Annotated in this window: 15 protein-coding genes; 8 read left to right on the top strand and 7 right to left on the bottom strand. The window is 44.4% G+C overall.

Going from position 1 to position 15230, the window contains the following annotated elements; all coding sequences use genetic code 11:
• Positions 1 to 151: 151 nt before the first annotated feature.
• From B2727_RS02535 to B2727_RS02510, 6 genes are all read left to right on the top strand, one after another.
• Entirely contained in the window at positions 152 to 1252 is a 1101-nt protein-coding gene (locus B2727_RS02535) for an efflux RND transporter periplasmic adaptor subunit (RefSeq protein WP_033134203.1), read from the top strand.
• A gap of 2 nt (positions 1253 to 1254) precedes the next feature.
• Positions 1255 to 4383 (top strand): efflux RND transporter permease subunit, encoded by a 3129-nt coding sequence (locus B2727_RS02530; protein WP_033134204.1) that lies wholly within the window; start codon positions 1255 to 1257, stop codon positions 4381 to 4383.
• A 132-nt stretch (positions 4384 to 4515) separates the two neighbouring features.
• Positions 4516 to 4893, top strand: a complete 378-nt coding sequence (locus tag B2727_RS02525; RefSeq protein WP_004803416.1) for a hypothetical protein — start codon at positions 4516 to 4518, stop codon at positions 4891 to 4893.
• A 144-nt stretch (positions 4894 to 5037) separates the two neighbouring features.
• Positions 5038 to 6150: a molecular chaperone DnaJ gene (gene dnaJ, locus B2727_RS02520; protein WP_004803417.1), complete on the top strand. Its 1113-nt coding sequence runs from the start codon at positions 5038 to 5040 to the stop codon at positions 6148 to 6150.
• A gap of 115 nt (positions 6151 to 6265) precedes the next feature.
• Entirely contained in the window at positions 6266 to 7087 is an 822-nt protein-coding gene (gene dapB, locus B2727_RS02515; RefSeq protein WP_005201708.1) for a 4-hydroxy-tetrahydrodipicolinate reductase, read from the top strand.
• Positions 7088 to 7183: 96 nt separating this feature from the next.
• The gene (locus B2727_RS02510) at positions 7184 to 7834 is read left to right on the top strand and encodes an START domain-containing protein (protein ID WP_004803420.1); all 651 of its coding nucleotides are present in this window, start codon (positions 7184 to 7186) and stop codon (positions 7832 to 7834) included.
• Positions 7835 to 7873: 39 nt separating this feature from the next.
• Here B2727_RS02510 and B2727_RS02505 read toward each other — a convergent pair whose 3' ends face one another.
• Positions 7874 to 9061 carry an MFS transporter gene (locus tag B2727_RS02505; RefSeq protein ID WP_005201707.1) on the bottom strand — a complete coding sequence of 396 codons (1188 nt, stop codon included), beginning with the start codon at positions 9059 to 9061 and terminating at the stop codon, positions 7874 to 7876.
• Between the two features lies 1 nt (position 9062).
• Positions 9063 to 9869, bottom strand: coding sequence for a 2,5-didehydrogluconate reductase DkgB (gene dkgB, locus B2727_RS02500; protein ID WP_033134205.1), 807 nt, complete (start codon positions 9867 to 9869; stop codon positions 9063 to 9065).
• A 138-nt stretch (positions 9870 to 10007) separates the two neighbouring features.
• Here dkgB and B2727_RS02495 point away from each other — a divergent pair, with 138 nt between their 5' ends.
• Positions 10008 to 10910 (top strand): LysR family transcriptional regulator, encoded by a 903-nt coding sequence (locus B2727_RS02495; protein WP_033134206.1) that lies wholly within the window; start codon positions 10008 to 10010, stop codon positions 10908 to 10910.
• Here the strand turns inward: B2727_RS02495 and B2727_RS02490 are convergent.
• Positions 10858 to 11268, bottom strand: a complete 411-nt coding sequence (locus tag B2727_RS02490; protein ID WP_033134207.1) for a hypothetical protein — start codon at positions 11266 to 11268, stop codon at positions 10858 to 10860. The two genes, B2727_RS02495 and B2727_RS02490, sit on opposite strands and share 53 nt — an antisense overlap.
• 90 nt (positions 11269 to 11358) lie before the next feature.
• Here B2727_RS02490 and B2727_RS02485 point away from each other — a divergent pair, with 90 nt between their 5' ends.
• Positions 11359 to 12774, top strand: coding sequence for a PLP-dependent aminotransferase family protein (locus B2727_RS02485; RefSeq protein WP_033134208.1), 1416 nt, complete (start codon positions 11359 to 11361; stop codon positions 12772 to 12774).
• Here the strand turns inward: B2727_RS02485 and ahr are convergent.
• The 4 genes from ahr to B2727_RS02465 are packed head-to-tail and all read right to left on the bottom strand — an operon-like array spanning position 12771 to position 15182.
• Positions 12771 to 13796, bottom strand: a complete 1026-nt coding sequence (ahr, locus tag B2727_RS02480; RefSeq protein WP_033134209.1) for an NADPH-dependent aldehyde reductase Ahr — start codon at positions 13794 to 13796, stop codon at positions 12771 to 12773. The two genes, B2727_RS02485 and ahr, sit on opposite strands and share 4 nt — an antisense overlap.
• A 36-nt stretch (positions 13797 to 13832) precedes the next feature.
• Positions 13833 to 14387 (bottom strand): DNA-3-methyladenine glycosylase I, encoded by a 555-nt coding sequence (locus B2727_RS02475; RefSeq protein ID WP_033134210.1) that lies wholly within the window; start codon positions 14385 to 14387, stop codon positions 13833 to 13835.
• A 36-nt stretch (positions 14388 to 14423) separates the two neighbouring features.
• Positions 14424 to 14669, bottom strand: a complete 246-nt coding sequence (locus B2727_RS02470) for a hypothetical protein (protein WP_005186132.1) — start codon at positions 14667 to 14669, stop codon at positions 14424 to 14426.
• A gap of 9 nt (positions 14670 to 14678) precedes the next feature.
• On the bottom strand, positions 14679 to 15182 hold the full coding sequence (locus B2727_RS02465; RefSeq protein WP_277605920.1) for a M23 family metallopeptidase: 504 nt from the start codon (positions 15180 to 15182) through the stop codon (positions 14679 to 14681).
• Between the last annotated feature and the right edge of the window lie 48 nt (positions 15183 to 15230).

The raw sequence follows: 15230 nt of genomic DNA, 5'->3' as shown, positions 1-15230 counted from the left end.
AACTTCCTAAGCCCCTAATTAATTTAAAAATCAAAATTCTAGCTTTAATTTTTAATTAGTGTACTCATGGGTATATTAATTAAAAAATAAACAATCTATGATAATGCTCATATCACGCCTTAAAAATCAATTTGAATAAGAGCGCAAAGAGATGAATCAGATCAATCGTATCATATTGGGGTTACTCATTGTCAGTAGTGTACTCCTCAGCGCATGTCAAAAAGAGGTGCCAAAGACTGAGGAAATTCCCTATGTCATGGTGACGCAACCGAGCAGTAATCATGTCGATCAAAAAAGCTATGCAGGGGATGTGCAGGCGAGACAGCAAACTGCTTTGGCCTTCCGTGTCGGGGGGCAGATCACCGAACGTTATGTAGAGGTTGGTGATCGGGTCAAAGTGGGACAGGTGCTGGCGAAATTGGATGTTAAAGATGCGCAATTGCAGATGAATGCAGCCAAGGCCCAATTAGACAGCGCACAGGCAGCAGCAAAGATTGCGGCTGAAGAATATCAGCGTTATCAGCAACTTTTACCAGTCAATGCGGTCAGCCGTTCGCAATTTGATGCAGTAAAAAATCAATACGAATCTGCTCAGGCAAGCCTGCAACAAGCACGCTCAAATTATGAGGTGTCATCTAATCAAACTGGCTATAACCAGTTAGTTTCCAATAAAAATGGCGTGATTACCCAACGTCAAATTGAGATTGGACAGGTGATTGCAGCAGGACAAGCTGTTTATCAGTTGGCGATTGATGGTGAACGTGAAGTGGTGTTTGGTGTGCCTGAACAGGCGGTCAGTACCATCAAGGTCGGGCAACCGGTATGGGTGACTTTATGGTCGCAACCAGATGCGCGTTTTGCAGCCAAAGTCCGTGAAGTTTCACCTGCGGCTGACCAATCTCGAACCTTTACTGTGAAAGTTTCTTTACTTGAAGGGCAGTCGACGATTCAACTCGGGCAGAGTGCACGAGTATTCTTTGTCGCAAATGAAAATAACGTGTTGAGCGTACCGTTATCTAGTGTGACCGCCAATGATCAACAAGCCTATGTTTGGGTGGTGAATGCCAATCAAAGCATACGCAAAGTACCTGTGACTTTAGGTACTTATGGTCGAGATAGTGTGCCAGTTGTGTCAGGTTTAAAAGCAACGGATTGGGTTGTGGTCGGTGGTGTACATTTACTGCGTGACCAGCAAAAAATTCATCCAGTTGACCGTGATAATCGTGAAGTCACTGTAAAAGCGGGAGGTTAAACATGAAATTTAACCTTTCAGAATGGGCACTCAAAAATAAGGGGATTATCCTTTATTTTATGCTGTTGCTCGGCATCGTGGGCATCATGTCTTATTCAAAGCTTTCGCAAAGTGAAGATCCGCCGTTTACCTTTAAGGTGATGGTGGTACAGACTTATTGGCCTGGGGCCACCGCAAAAGAAGTATCAACACTGGTGACGGACCGAATCGAAAAAGAGTTGATGACTACGGGGCAGTATGACCGCATCATGGCTTATTCACGGCCGGGTGAGTCTTTGGTGACCTTTGTGGCGAAAGACAGTTTGCCGTCCAGTGCTATTCCTGATGTTTGGTATAACGTGCGCAAGAAGGTCAACGACATCCGTTCGCAGTTGCCGAGCGGTGTACAAGGACCTTTTTTCAATGATGAGTTTGGAGACACTTTCGGCAATATCTATGTGCTGACAGGCAAAGACTTTGACTATGCGGTGCTGAAAGAATATGCCGACCGTTTGCAACTACAATTGCAGCGGGTTAAGGATGTGAACAAGGTCAATCTGGTCGGTCTGCAAGATCAAAAAATCTGGATTGAATTATCAAATACCAAAGCGGTACAACTGGGTGTACCAGTTACAGCCATTCAAGAAGCCATTCAAAAACAAAATGACATGGCGGGTGCGGGGTTCTTTGAAACAGGTACAGATCGTATTCAAATCAGAGTTAGTGGACATTTGCATAGTGTCGAAGACCTGAAAAAAATGCCGTTGTTGGTCGGTGATAAAACCATTCAACTGGGTGATGTGGCTGAGGTCTATCGAGGCTTTAGTGAACCTGCCCAGCCACGTATGCGTTTTATGGGCGAAAATGGGATTGGTATTTCGGTTTCGATGCGTAAAGGTGGCGACATCATTGCGCTGGGTAAAAACCTGGAAACTGAGTTCAATCGTCTACAAAAAACCTTACCTTTGGGTATGAAACTGCAAAAAGTTTCTGATCAGCCTGTGGCGGTACAACGTAGTATTCAAGAGTTTTTAAAAGTCTTGGCTGAAGCCGTGATCATCGTTTTATTGGTGAGCTTCTTCTCGCTGGGTTTCCGTACTGGTTTGGTGGTGGCGCTGTCTATTCCACTGGTATTGGCCATGACTTTTGCAGGCATGAATCTATTTGATGTCGGGCTGCATAAGATTTCCTTGGGGGCATTGATTCTGGCCTTAGGGTTGCTGGTCGATGATGCCATTATCGCTGTTGAAATGATGGCGATTAAAATGGAGCAGGGCTATAGCCGCTTGAAAGCGGCAGGTTTTGCGTGGCAAACCACCGCTTTTCCAATGTTGACGGGAACTTTGATTACCGCTGCAGGCTTTTTGCCGATTGCAACTGCCCAATCTGGAACAGGGGAATATACCCGTTCTATTTTCCAAGTGGTGACTATTGCGCTGATTGTGTCATGGATTGCGGCAGTTTTATTTGTGCCTTATTTAGGTGAAAAGCTATTACCCGATTTTAGCAAACAGAATCAGCAGGCGGCATGGTATCTACGTTTATGGGCGCGACTGCGTAAGCAACCTGCACCTGTGGTAGAAGCACATGGTCAGCATCACGATCCATATCAATCCAAGTTTTATCAGGCCTTCGGCCGTGTGGTTGAAATCTGTATTACCTATCGTAAAACCGTGATTGCGGTGACAGTAGGCATCTTTGTGTTGTCGGTGGCGATGTTTAAGTTAGTGCCGCAACAATTCTTCCCGCCATCGAATCGTGCAGAAATTTTGGTGGATTTAAAACTTGAAGAGGGGGCATCACTGACCGCAACTGAACAGGCGGTACACAAGGTGGAGCAGTTCCTGTCCAAGCAAAAGGGCATTGATAACTATGTGGCCTATGTGGGAACAGGTTCACCGCGGTTCTACTTACCGCTAGATCAGCAATTACCACAAGCCAGTTTTGCTCAATTTGTGGTATTGGCCTCGTCTCTTGATGACCGTGATGAAATCCGTCGCTCTTTAGACAAACAGATTAAGCAGTTATTGCCTCAAGTGCGGACAAGGGTATCGTTATTGGAAAATGGTCCACCTGTGGGTTATCCATTGCAGTATCGTGTATCGGGTGAAGACCTCGGCACAGTACGTCAATGGGCACAGAAAGTGGCCAAAGTCCTGAGCGAAGATCCAAATACCACCAATGTGCATTTGGACTGGGGTGAACCGAGTAAAATCATTGCAATCGAAATTGACCAAGATCGCGCACGTCAGATGGGTGTTTCCAGTGTGGATTTAGCCAATTTCCTCAATGCTTCGGTAACGGGTGCGGTCATGAATCAATATCGCGAAAAACGTGAATTGATTGAAATTCGGTTACGTGGTGATAAATCTGAACGTGTTGAAGTCGCATCTTTAGCAAGTTTGGCGGTGCCAACCAGTAAAGGCACAACAGTTCCGTTGGCGCAAATTGCCAATATTGAATCCCGCTTTGAAGAAGGTTTAATTTGGCATCGTAATCGTTTACCGACTATTACCGTTCGTGCCGATATCCGCACACACTTACAACCTGCAACTGTGGTGCAACAGCTGGCTGATCAGATGCAGAGCTTACGCGCAGATCTACCAAGTGGTTATCTACTGGAAGTGGGGGGGACCGTTGAGGAATCGGCTAAGGGGCAAAATTCGGTGAATGCAGGTATGCCATTGTTCTTGGCTGTGGTGATGACCTTATTGATGATCCAACTGCGTAGCATGTCACGGGCAACTATTGTGTTACTGACAGCACCATTGGGTTTGATTGGTGTCGTTGCGTTCCTATTGTTATTCAATAAACCCTTCGGTTTTGTGGCGATGCTTGGCACCATTGCCCTGTCTGGGATGATTATGCGGAACTCGCTGATTCTGATCGATCAGATTGAGCAAGATATTGATGCGGGACATACACCTTGGGATGCGGTGATTGGTGCAACCATGCGTCGTTTCCGTCCAATTGTGTTGACTGCACTAGCGGCGGTGCTGGCGATGATCCCTTTATCACGCAGTATTTTCTTTGGTCCGATGGCGGTTGCGATCATGGGTGGCTTGATTGTTGCCACCTTATTAACCTTATTTTTCCTGCCCGCACTGTATGCGGCATGGTTTAAGGTGAAGAAAACAACACAACTATCGTAATTATTTTGTGAATAAAGGTGCGAAACATTGAAAATTTCAATATAGTAGCACCTATATTTTAAGACCAAAAAATAATTGAATTTCATAGCATGACAAATTTTGCATAATGCTGTGAATGAGGTGATAGAGAGCATGGGGCAAGACGGTATTGAGCAGCATCGCCGCTATGTGGCGATTTCTTATGTGTTCATGTTTCTTGCATTATTTACGATAGTGTTTGCTGTATTTGCGTACCTATTAGCACGAAAAGTTGCGATTGTGGATAATGCCGAAGTATGGATACATGCGCATGCACTCTGGATTATGCGTAATGTGATGTTGTTTGTACTGATGGCTTTCTTTGCAGCGTTATGGTTTATTCCACTGTTCTTTTTTGCTTGGGATAGTGCACTCTGGGTGACTGCAATGACGGTCGCAGGTGTGGTATTTAGTTCAATTGCATGGTTATTTTTATTGAATGCTTGGTTGAAAGGTATTGCGAAGTACTTCAAGAATAAAGCCGTTTTCTAAAATTATCGCTTTTTTATTGCAATAACCCTTGTAAATTTATCGTACAGTCCCTATTAAGGCTCTGTTGACTTTTTATTTTGAAAGTCGGCAGAGCTTATTTGTTTTTTTAGATTTAAATAAATTCCGTGAGGAGCATCGCCAACCATGGCTAAACGTGATTATTATGAGGTTTTAGGCGTTTCGAAAACCGCAAGTGATGATGAGATCAAAAAAGCCTATCGTAAGTTGGCGATGAAGTATCATCCAGACCGTAACCCTGACAACGCTGAAGCAGAAGAAAAGTTCAAAGAAGCTGCGGAAGCCTATGAAGTCCTTTCTGATGAAGAAAAGCGCAGCATGTATGATCGTGCTGGACATAGTGCTTTTGAAGGTGGCTTCGGTGGTGCAGGTGGCGGTTTCGGCGGCTTTAGTGCAGAAGATATTTTTAGTCAGTTTGGCGATATCTTTGGTGGTGCGTTTGGTGGCGGTGGCCGTCAACAACGTCAACGCCGTGGTTCAGACCTTCGTTATGTCATGGAACTCACACTAGAAGAAGCTGTAAAAGGCGTGAAAAAAACCATTACTTTTACTGCCCCAGCGCCATGTGAAACCTGCGATGGAAAAGGATCAAAAAATCCAAACGATGTTGAAACTTGTCGTACCTGTCATGGTGCAGGTCAAGTACGTATGCAACAAGGTTTCTTCTCCGTTCAGCAAACCTGTAGCACCTGTCGTGGTCAAGGTAAAATCATCAAGAATCCATGTAATAGCTGTCATGGTTCAGGTGTTGCAGATCGTCAGCAAACCCTTGAAGTTACTATTCCAGCAGGTGTGGACAATGGTGATCGCGTACGCTTAACTGGTAAAGGTGAAGCGATTCGTGATGGTCAGGCTGGCGATTTATACGTTGAAGTCGTGGTTCGTGAACACGAAATTTTCCAACGTGATGGCGCAGATCTTTATATGGATGTACCTGTCAGCATTGCAGATGCAGCTTTAGGTAAAGAAATTGAAATCCCAACCCTTGATGGTCGTGTCAGCTTAAAAATTCCAGAAGGTACACAAACAGGTAAATTGTTCCGCTTGCGTGCTAAGGGCGTTCGTCCTGTACGTAGCAGCATGGTCGGTGATTTACTCTGCCGTATTGTGGTTGAAACGCCTGTGAATTTAAACAGTCGTCAGCGTGAATTATTGAAAGAATTACAAGCGTCTTTTGATGGTGATGGACATGCTGCCTCTCCAAAGAAAAAATCGTTCTTTGATCGTCTATTTGATTAATTAGACATCAATAAAAAACCTGCTGCGGCAGGTTTTTTTTATTGGAAATTTTTAGCGCAGCCACAGAGTTTTGCTATAGTAGCTGAATTGTTTAAATAAAAGACTGGGAAAAATTATGTCATCTTCTCCACGCATTGGAATCTTGGGTGCAGGCGGACGCATGGGGCGTATTCTGATTCAAGCGGTACAACAAGCAGGCTACCAACTAGCAGCAGCTGTTGAGCGTCCTGAAAGCAGCTTGGTGGGTGCAGATGCAGGGGAACTTGCAGGGATTGGCAACATCGGTGTCAAGATCGTGGGAAGTTTGAGTGAAGTGCTGAAAGACTGTGATGTGGTGATTGATTTTACTGCACCAGTTGCAACTGAACAGCACTTAAAATTATGCCGTGAAGCGGGTGTGGCCATGGTGATTGGAACCACGGGAATGTCAGATGAGCAAAAGGCATTCCTTGATGAAACAGCAACACAGACACCTGTGGTGTACGCTGCCAATTATTCAGTTGGGGTGAACGTTTCGATTAAATTACTGGAACTCGCAGCGAAAGTATTTGGCGATACGGTGGATATCGAAATCATTGAAGCACATCACCGCCATAAAGTGGATGCACCATCAGGTACTGCCTTTATGATGGGTGAGGCGATTGCCGATACCTTAGGTCGTAACTTGAAAGAAGTGGCGGTTTATGGACGTGAAGGTTATACCGGTCCTCGTGATCGCCAGACCATTGGTTTTGAAACCATTCGTGGTGGCGATATTGTCGGTGAACATACAGTGATGTTTATTGGTGAAGGTGAGCGTGTGGAAGTGACACACAAAGCCACCAACCGGATGAACTTTGCTTCAGGTGCAGTCCGTGCAGCGGCGTGGGTGGTTGGCCGTGAAGCGCGTAAATATGATATGAAAGATGTTTTAGGCTTTAACGAGATTGACGTTTAAAACGTTCCTTTTTTGTACTATAAAAGAGCTTGTTGAGCTTTCTTTCCGAGAGGAGTGAAACAAGCTCTCGCCCTTATTACAACAATTGAGCATGACATGAATAAAAAACATATCGTTCTTGCCACATTGCTCAGTCTCAGCAGCTTTGCAGTGACTGCAGCAACAGATACAGCCAAACTCAGTTTGCATCGGAACAATATTAAGGTTTGGACGTACCAAACAGAAAACAATCCGATTATCCAATATAAAGCTGAAACCACATTTGATGTGCCTTTAGAACGTGCTGTAGCAGTAGTACTGGATGTAGAACGTACACCGCAATGGGTGCCGTATGTGGGCAAGGCACAAATGCTGTCACGTGATGATAAGAAAGGTGAATTCACCTTGTATATGGTTCTGGACTTCCCATTTCCTTTAAAAGACCGTGATGTGGTGATTAAAGGCAAAATGACTAAGAATGCGGATGGCAGCATTAGTATTAAAAACAATGCTATTCAGAATAATTACCCTGAGCAGCCTGATGTGGTGCGGTTAAGCAAATACGCAGGTGACTGGACGTTCCAGCGGTTGGCAAATAACAAAGTTAAAGTGACGACCAGTGGCTATGCCGATCCAGCAGGGGCAATTCCATTGAGCTTTGTGAATATGTTTGTGCAGCAACAACCTTATCAAATGCTGATGAAAATGAAAAAAGAGGTGAATAATCCTTTATATGCGCAACCGAAGTTACCAGATTTATTGAAATAATAAAAAAGCCTGATTTAAATCAGGCTTTTTTATTTGAGCTTAAGCTTGAGGACATTGTTGTAATGGCGTCTCTGGTTTGCTTGCTAATTTCATTTGAATGAAAACCAAGATTAAACCAATAGCTGCCAGTACGGCACCAATCATGGAGACTGCCGCATAGTTTAAACCGAAGCTTAAGACGGCACCGCCTGCTGCGGCACCAATGGCATTGCCTAAGTTAAATGCGCCAATATTCACGGAAGAAGCAAGACCCGAGGCTTCATGTGCCACCGACATCACGCGCATTTGTAATGGCGGAACGATCGCAAAGGCTGCTGCACCCCAGATCACTAAACCGATTGCTGCACCCAATTGGCTTTGAGCAAGGATTGGGAAGATGACCATCAATGCGATCAACAAGACCAAGAAACCAATCAATGTTTTATCAATCGATAAGTCTGCAAACTTCCCACCGAAATGATTCCCGATTGAAAAACCAATTCCGATCAAGACCAGCATCATGGTGATAAAGGTCGGAGAGGCATGGGTGAACTCAACCAGACTTGGTGCGATATAGGTATACAAGGTAAACATCGCTGAGGCACCAAACACGGTTGTGAGCAATGCCAATACCACGGGTAGACGAGTAAGAACGCTTAACTCCATTTTTACATTGGGCTTTTGTCCAACCGATCCGACAGGAAGGGCCTTCCAAAGTGACAGCATGGTGATGACACCGAGGGCTGAAATTGCGAGGAAAGACATTCTCCAACCAATGTTTTGTCCCACCCATGTTGCGAGTGGGACACCGCCAATATTGGCGATGGTTAAGCCCATAAACATGGTTGCCACCGCACTGGCCTGTTTATTTGCTGGAACAACACTGGCCGCCACCACAGAACCAATCCCGAAGAAGGCACCGTGGTTTAAGCTGGTAATTAATCGGGCACCCATTAAGCTCATGTAATTGGGTGCAAAGGCTGCGATCAGATTCCCGATGGTGAAGATTGCCATGAGTAGAATCAGGGCATTACGACGGGCAAAGCCACCAAACCATAAGGTCATGATCGGTGCACCGAGCATCACGCCAAGTGCATAACCTGTAATCAACATGCCCGCACTTGGAATCGATACCCCGAGATCATTGGCAATATTGGGCAACAGCCCCATTGGAGAGAACTCTGTTGTTCCAATTGCAAATGCACCAATCGCCAGTGCCAGCAAAGGAAGGTTGATGCGGCTGCTCATGTTATTTGTCCCATTCAGGCGCAAATGGTTCAGGACTGACTTCTCGACCATTACGTTCAAGTTGAGCGATCAGCTGCATTTCTTCTGCACTTAAAGTTAAGTCTTGTGCTTTTAAGTTGCTGATCAGATTTTCTCGTTTAGTTGATGATGGAATCACCGCAAAACCATTTTGTAAGGCCCAAGCCAAAGCGACTTGTGCGGTGGTTGCTTGATGCTGTGCGGCAATCTCAATTAAGGTTGGGTCCTGCAGTACTTTGCCATAAGCCAGAGTCATGTATGAAGTCACATCAATATTTTGTTGACGTAAAAAATTGACCAAGGTGCGGTTCTGCAAATAAGGACTGAGTTCAATCTGGTTAGTGGCAATATGTTCTACACCAATGCTGTCAATCGCTTGTTGGGTCAAGGCGATATTAAAGTTTGAAATCCCAATTTGTTTAGTCAAACCCTGTTGTTTGGCCTCTAATAACAATTGCATCACGCTTGGGATGGAGACACCCAGTGCTGGAGCTGGCCAGTGGATTAAAGTGAGATCAACTGCATCGGTACGTAGTTTTTGCAGACTGTCTTTTAAGCTGGGAATGAATTTATCTTCAGCAAAATTGTCGACCCAGATTTTTGTAGTGAGGAACAGGTCTTGACGAGCTACACCACTTTCAGCAATGGCTTGACCCACTGCTGCTTCATTTTCATAAACCTGTGCGGTATCAATGGCACGATAACCCACTTCCAGGGCGGTTTTAACTGAGTCAATGACGGCTTGTTCTTTAAGACGGAAAGTACCTAAACCGAATTGAGGGATACGCATATTTTTCACCTAATCTTTTTTCATGCTCAAAAGAGCTGTTTTGTGGATGGCTGTTATTTTGCGATGATTATTGTTGCTAAAACATAGATGAATTTGCAAAATACAGTTGACTAAATATCAATAATTGAGAGGGTGGTAATGAAATCTACGGTAGAAGAACTGCTTGCTTTTATGACCATCGTCGATACAGGTTCATTTATTGCCGCTGCTGAACGACTGGGACAAACGGCATCTGGGTTGAGTCGCTCGCTCAGCCGTTTAGAGTCCAAGCTCGAAGTAACTTTACTAGAACGAACCACGCGAAAATTAAAGCTCACCCAAGAAGGCCAGCAGTTTTTACAACAGGCCCGTAAAATCCTGAGTGATTTGAATGCCGCCGAAGAAGCATTACAAAAATCAGATCAAGATACTTCGGGGGTGATTCGGATTGACTCAGCCACACCTTTTATTCTGCATGTGATTACGCCATTGGTACATCAGTTTCGGCAGTGTTATCCCAATATTGAGGTCGAGTTGAATAGTAATGATTTCGTGATTGATCTACTCGAACATAAAACCGATGTGGCGTTTCGTTTTGGTGAATTACATGATTCCAGCTTACACGCTAAATTGGTGTGTAAAAGTCGTATCTATATTGTTGCCAGTCCCGAATATTTACAACGCAAGGGCACGCCTTTACAGCCTCAAGCATTGCCTGAACATGATGTGATTGGTTTTACCCGTCCAACCTATATCAACACTTGGCCGATTAAAATTGAGGGTGAGTATTTTCAAGCGCAACCTAAAGTGAGAGCATCCAGTGGAGAAACCGTCCGACAACTGTGTTTACGTGGGCAGGGTATTGCTCGGCTCTCTGAATTTGAAATCTGGCAGGACATTCGAGAAGGGCGTCTTGAGGCTCTATTTGAAGATCAGATAGAGCACTCTTATCAAAGCATCCATGCTGTTTATTATCAACAAGAGCACTTGCCGAAACGTGTCCGTTTATTTATTGAGTTTTTGACTGAGCAACTAAGTCAGGGCTTCTCGGTTTGCCAATAGCATCATTTTGCAGTTGTACATTCAGCACTGGAATTGATGGTCCAGTTTTTTGTATCACTGAAACAACAATATGTTGCTGTTGTAACTTGCATTCAAGTTCGACCGTTGGCAGAAAGTTGCTTGAGAGTATCAAACCATTTTCATTGGGTTTCTTATAGGTCATTTTGATGATACGAGTCTGCTCTGGCGCCTGACTTTTCTCCATTTTCCATAGCTCATAGGTCGGTTGGTTCTGAATTTGCAGATAGCCCTGAGAAAGCGATTTACACACTTGCTGTTGCTGGTAGGTGGCTTGATCAGTCAGATTGCAGCCTGTAAATAAAACGGCGCTTAATATAAATAAGATATTATTTTTCATGGTCTTATCCTTTGGCTGTTGATTTTTATAGCTTAAAGGTGTTGTATAAACCAATACAGATACAGAAATTTATAAAAAAGCAGTACAGATATGACTTTTCACTATCAGCGCTTGGCAGAACAATTGGCTCACAAGATTTATCAGCATGAGTTACAGCCCCAACAAAAGTTGAGTTCTTTAAGGGAATTTGCACGTCAGCAAAGTATTAGTTTAAGTACGGCACAGCAATGTTACGAATTGCTGGAAGCAAAAGGGTTGATCTATGTAAAAGCCAAATCGGGCTATTTTGTCAATTCAAGACAATATCAAAGTGCCGTACCAGACAGTCCGAACTTTGAGTCCAAAGCCCGCCAGGTTTCAAATTTAGATCTGCAAAACCAAATTCAAACTGCCTCGATCCAGCATCATCTAACCCCGTTGGGTGCGATCCAACTGTCTCCGCATTTGATTCCTGTCGATGGATTGCGTCGCTCTTTACAACGTGCGCTCAAGCATTGTCAGCCTGAAGATTTTTTATATTGTAATAAGCAGGGACATCAGCAACTTCGTAAAGCTTTATCTGATCATTGGCGTGAGGATGGTATCTATGTTGCGACCGATGATATTTTTATTACCAACGGCTGTATGCCTGCCTTATCGCTACTGATTCAACAGATCAGCAAAGAGGGGGATAGTATTCTAGTACCGACGCCCACTTTTAATGGTCAGCTGCAAATGCTGGCTAGCCTGAAACGCAAGATTATTGAGATTCCAGCGGATCACCGTGGCATTGATCTAGAGCGCTTAGAATTTTTTATGAAACAGGGTGATGCCAAACTGTGTTTGCTGACTGCCAATTTTCAGAATCCTTTGGGCTATTGTCTCAGCAATGAACAGAAACAGCACATTGCTCAACTGGCACAAAAATATCAATGTTTTATTTTGGAAGATGATATCTATGGCGAATGTAGCTTTCAAAAGGAACGACCTTTACCCATTCGCTATTGGGATCAGGAAGGCTATGTGATCTGGTGTGGCTCGGTCTCCAAGTCATTATCAACCGCCTATCGGGTCGGTTGGTTTTGCTTAGGTCAACAGCTGCAATATTTAAGACCCCAATTATTGGCCAATAATGTGGGGGTGAATACGCCGTTGCAACTCGGTTTAGCCGATTTTATTTACAGTCGTGGTTATCGAGAACATTTGGATCAATTAAGACCTAAACTGATGCAGCAAGTTGAACAGTATCGGGCTTATATTCTCGACGTGTTTCAGGGGATTCCAATTGGATTAAGCCAGTCACAAGGTGGCTATGCTTTATGGATGCAACTGCCCAATAGTATTACTGGTTTGGAATTGTATTATTTGGCACAAGGTAAAGGGATCAATATCGTACCTGGTGAAGTCTTCGGTGAAGACCGCCGTTATCAACACTTTTTGCGTTTAAATGCAGGTCATGCTTTAACAGCAGAAATCCGCCAAGCGATTCAACAGTTGGCGGATTGGGTACGGCAGAGTATGAATTAGTCGAAGTCTGCTTTGAGTACGATGCGATAACGCGCTTGACCTGAATGCAGTCGTTCAATCGCCTCATTTAGTTGCGACATTGGAAATAACTCAACCTGTGGTGCGATATTTTTGCGTGCAGCAAATTGTAAAAGTTGGCGCAGGGCTAACGGTGAGCCCGTTGGTGATGAGGTGACAGATTTGGCACCACCCATGATGGCACCGACAGAAACAGGGATCGGTTCCAAAGTCACGCCTAGGAAATGTAGACTACCTTTGGGCGCCAAAGTATTGAGATAGGCTTGCCAGTTTAGGGTCACATTCACCGTACTGAGTAATAAATCAAACTTGCCACGTTGTGCTTTGATGGCCTGGGCATCACGGCTATTGACCACGTGATCGGCTCCCATGGCTTTGAGTTCTTCAGTTTTATCTGGATTAGAACTGAAAGCCGTAATTTCACAACCCCATGCTTTGAGTAATTTAATCGCGATATGACCTAAACCGCCAATACCAATCACACCCACATGATGGGTCGCTTGGATTTTGTGCTTGAGTAAAGGATCAAATACCGTGATACCACCACAAAGTAGCGGGCCAGCACTTTCAGGATCTAAATCGTCTGGAAGGGGAATGACCCATTGCCAACCTGCACGGACTTTATCTGCAAAACCGCCTGCATGGCCAATGATGGTTGCTTTTTTTTCACCAGTACATAGGACCTGATTACCCCCAATACATGGATCACAGGCTTGGCAGGTTTCAGCTGTCCAACCAATACCTACCCGTTGACCGAGCTTCAACCCTTTGGCTTCTGATCCCAATGCAATGATAGTCCCAATGATTTCATGTCCAGCCACCGCAGGGTAAACCGATGATTGCCACTCATTATTAATCACGGATAGATCGGAGTGGCACAGACCACAATATTCAACTTTGACTTCAACTTGATGGGCTTGTAATTCTCCCGCATCAAATTGGTACGGGACCACTTGCTCGCCTGCTTGCATTGCAGCATAAGCGCGAATTTGATTATTGCTCATTGGAACTCCCATTCAAGGAAAATCGATGATGATTTGTTATTTAAATTGGCAATGATTTTCGTGGTCATTGACCATACCAACCGCTTGCATAAAAGCATAACAGGTGGTCGGGCCCACAAATTTAAAGCCACGCTTTTTTAGGGTTTTGGATAGTTTTTGGCTAAGTTCAGTTTGTGCAGGTGCTTCGCGGTAATTCGCCACATCATTATTTTCGGTTTGATGATCGACAAAACTCCATAACCAAGCAGGGACATCTTCGACTTCATCCTTAAGCTTGAGCCAAGCAATAGCATTGTCGCGGATGGCTTTGAGCTTACCGATATGACGAATTAAACCTGCATCACTGAGTTTGAGTTCGAGTTGATCATCTGTGAGTGCTGCAACGTCTGCGATGGAATGTTGAAAGAAATGTGAGCGGTAGTGTTCGCGTTTTTTCAGTACCGTGATCCAAGAAAGTCCTGCTTGCTGTCCTTCCAGACAGAGCATCTCAAACAAATGGGTTTCATCATGTTGAGGCTTGCCCCATTCCTGATCATGGTAGTCAATATAGAGGGGATCATCGGAGCACCAGCCACAGCGTTGAGTTGACATATTTGATGCTCCTTGTTGTTATTTGAACAGTATAATTTAAAGTTTGAATGCCACCCATTCATTTGGGCGAGTATCCCAATAATACAGTTCTGCGCTATTTAAATCAGTAAACTTAAGCCAAAAGTCTTTACCTGATTTATCGGCAAAGCCTGTACTAATCAACAAAGCATCTTCGGTAATTTCCATGATCCAACCTTGATAGCTGGTACCACCCATGATGATTTTCTGTTGATTTCCAGACTCTGCAAATTCAACCAGACGTTCAATCAATGCTTCTGACATTGTAGATTCCTAACGTAAATACGGGTATGGATTGACTGCACCACGCCCTTTGCCATTTAAATAAATTCCGTAGTGTAAATGCGGAGCGGTATAACGAGCATTGCCGGTATTTCCCACATAACCGATCAGATCACCTTTACGCACATAGTCGCCAACATTCAGGCCGCGCTTATGACCATCCAGATGTGCATAATAGTGCCAAGAGCCTGCTGGCCCAATAATCCAGATCACTTTGCCGCCTAAATTATTATTACGTAAATCAGCAACTAAGCCTTCGGTCGCACTATACACTTTCGTACCACGCTCTGCCATGATATCGATGCCTTCATGGCTACGACCTTGACTACGTGCCGCACCCCAAGTATCCCGTAATTCGTTTCGATTTACACCTTTGACAGGCACAGGGAGGCGGCTGTCTAAACGCATGCTCTTGAGCTTGTTCACCTGAGCATTGGGTAAGGGGGTAGGTTTCTTTGGGGTGGTGGCACATGCTGATAGTAAAATCATCAGCATACCTAGAACCGTATAGGAAATCGAATGACGCACACAAACTCCTTGCGT

It is taken from the genome of Acinetobacter sp. UBA991, from assembly GCF_002292065.1.
In the GTDB taxonomy this organism is placed as follows: domain Bacteria; phylum Pseudomonadota; class Gammaproteobacteria; order Pseudomonadales; family Moraxellaceae; genus Acinetobacter; species Acinetobacter higginsii.
Note: the sequence above shows the minus strand (reverse complement) of the source record. Positions and strands in the feature narration are given on the sequence as shown.

What these genes read in the sequence shown, in the direction of transcription:
- B2727_RS02535 (WP_033134203.1), top strand. Translation starts at nt 152, where the DNA reads ATGAATCAGATCAATCGTATCATATTGGGGTTACTCATTGTCAGTAGT.
- B2727_RS02530 (WP_033134204.1), top strand. Translation starts at nt 1,255, where the DNA reads ATGAAATTTAACCTTTCAGAATGGGCACTCAAAAATAAGGGGATTATC.
- B2727_RS02525 (WP_004803416.1), top strand. Translation starts at nt 4,516, where the DNA reads ATGGGGCAAGACGGTATTGAGCAGCATCGCCGCTATGTGGCGATTTCT.
- dnaJ (WP_004803417.1), top strand. Translation starts at nt 5,038, where the DNA reads ATGGCTAAACGTGATTATTATGAGGTTTTAGGCGTTTCGAAAACCGCA.
- dapB (WP_005201708.1), top strand. Translation starts at nt 6,266, where the DNA reads ATGTCATCTTCTCCACGCATTGGAATCTTGGGTGCAGGCGGACGCATG.
- B2727_RS02510 (WP_004803420.1), top strand. Translation starts at nt 7,184, where the DNA reads ATGAATAAAAAACATATCGTTCTTGCCACATTGCTCAGTCTCAGCAGC.
- B2727_RS02505 (WP_005201707.1), bottom strand. Translation starts at nt 9,061, where the DNA reads ATGAGCAGCCGCATCAACCTTCCTTTGCTGGCACTGGCGATTGGTGCA.
- dkgB (WP_033134205.1), bottom strand. Translation starts at nt 9,869, where the DNA reads ATGCGTATCCCTCAATTCGGTTTAGGTACTTTCCGTCTTAAAGAACAA.
- B2727_RS02495 (WP_033134206.1), top strand. Translation starts at nt 10,008, where the DNA reads ATGAAATCTACGGTAGAAGAACTGCTTGCTTTTATGACCATCGTCGAT.
- B2727_RS02490 (WP_033134207.1), bottom strand. Translation starts at nt 11,268, where the DNA reads ATGAAAAATAATATCTTATTTATATTAAGCGCCGTTTTATTTACAGGC.
- B2727_RS02485 (WP_033134208.1), top strand. Translation starts at nt 11,359, where the DNA reads ATGACTTTTCACTATCAGCGCTTGGCAGAACAATTGGCTCACAAGATT.
- ahr (WP_033134209.1), bottom strand. Translation starts at nt 13,796, where the DNA reads ATGAGCAATAATCAAATTCGCGCTTATGCTGCAATGCAAGCAGGCGAG.
- B2727_RS02475 (WP_033134210.1), bottom strand. Translation starts at nt 14,387, where the DNA reads ATGTCAACTCAACGCTGTGGCTGGTGCTCCGATGATCCCCTCTATATT.
- B2727_RS02470 (WP_005186132.1), bottom strand. Translation starts at nt 14,669, where the DNA reads ATGTCAGAAGCATTGATTGAACGTCTGGTTGAATTTGCAGAGTCTGGA.
- B2727_RS02465 (WP_277605920.1), bottom strand. Translation starts at nt 15,182, where the DNA reads ATGCTGATGATTTTACTATCAGCATGTGCCACCACCCCAAAGAAACCT.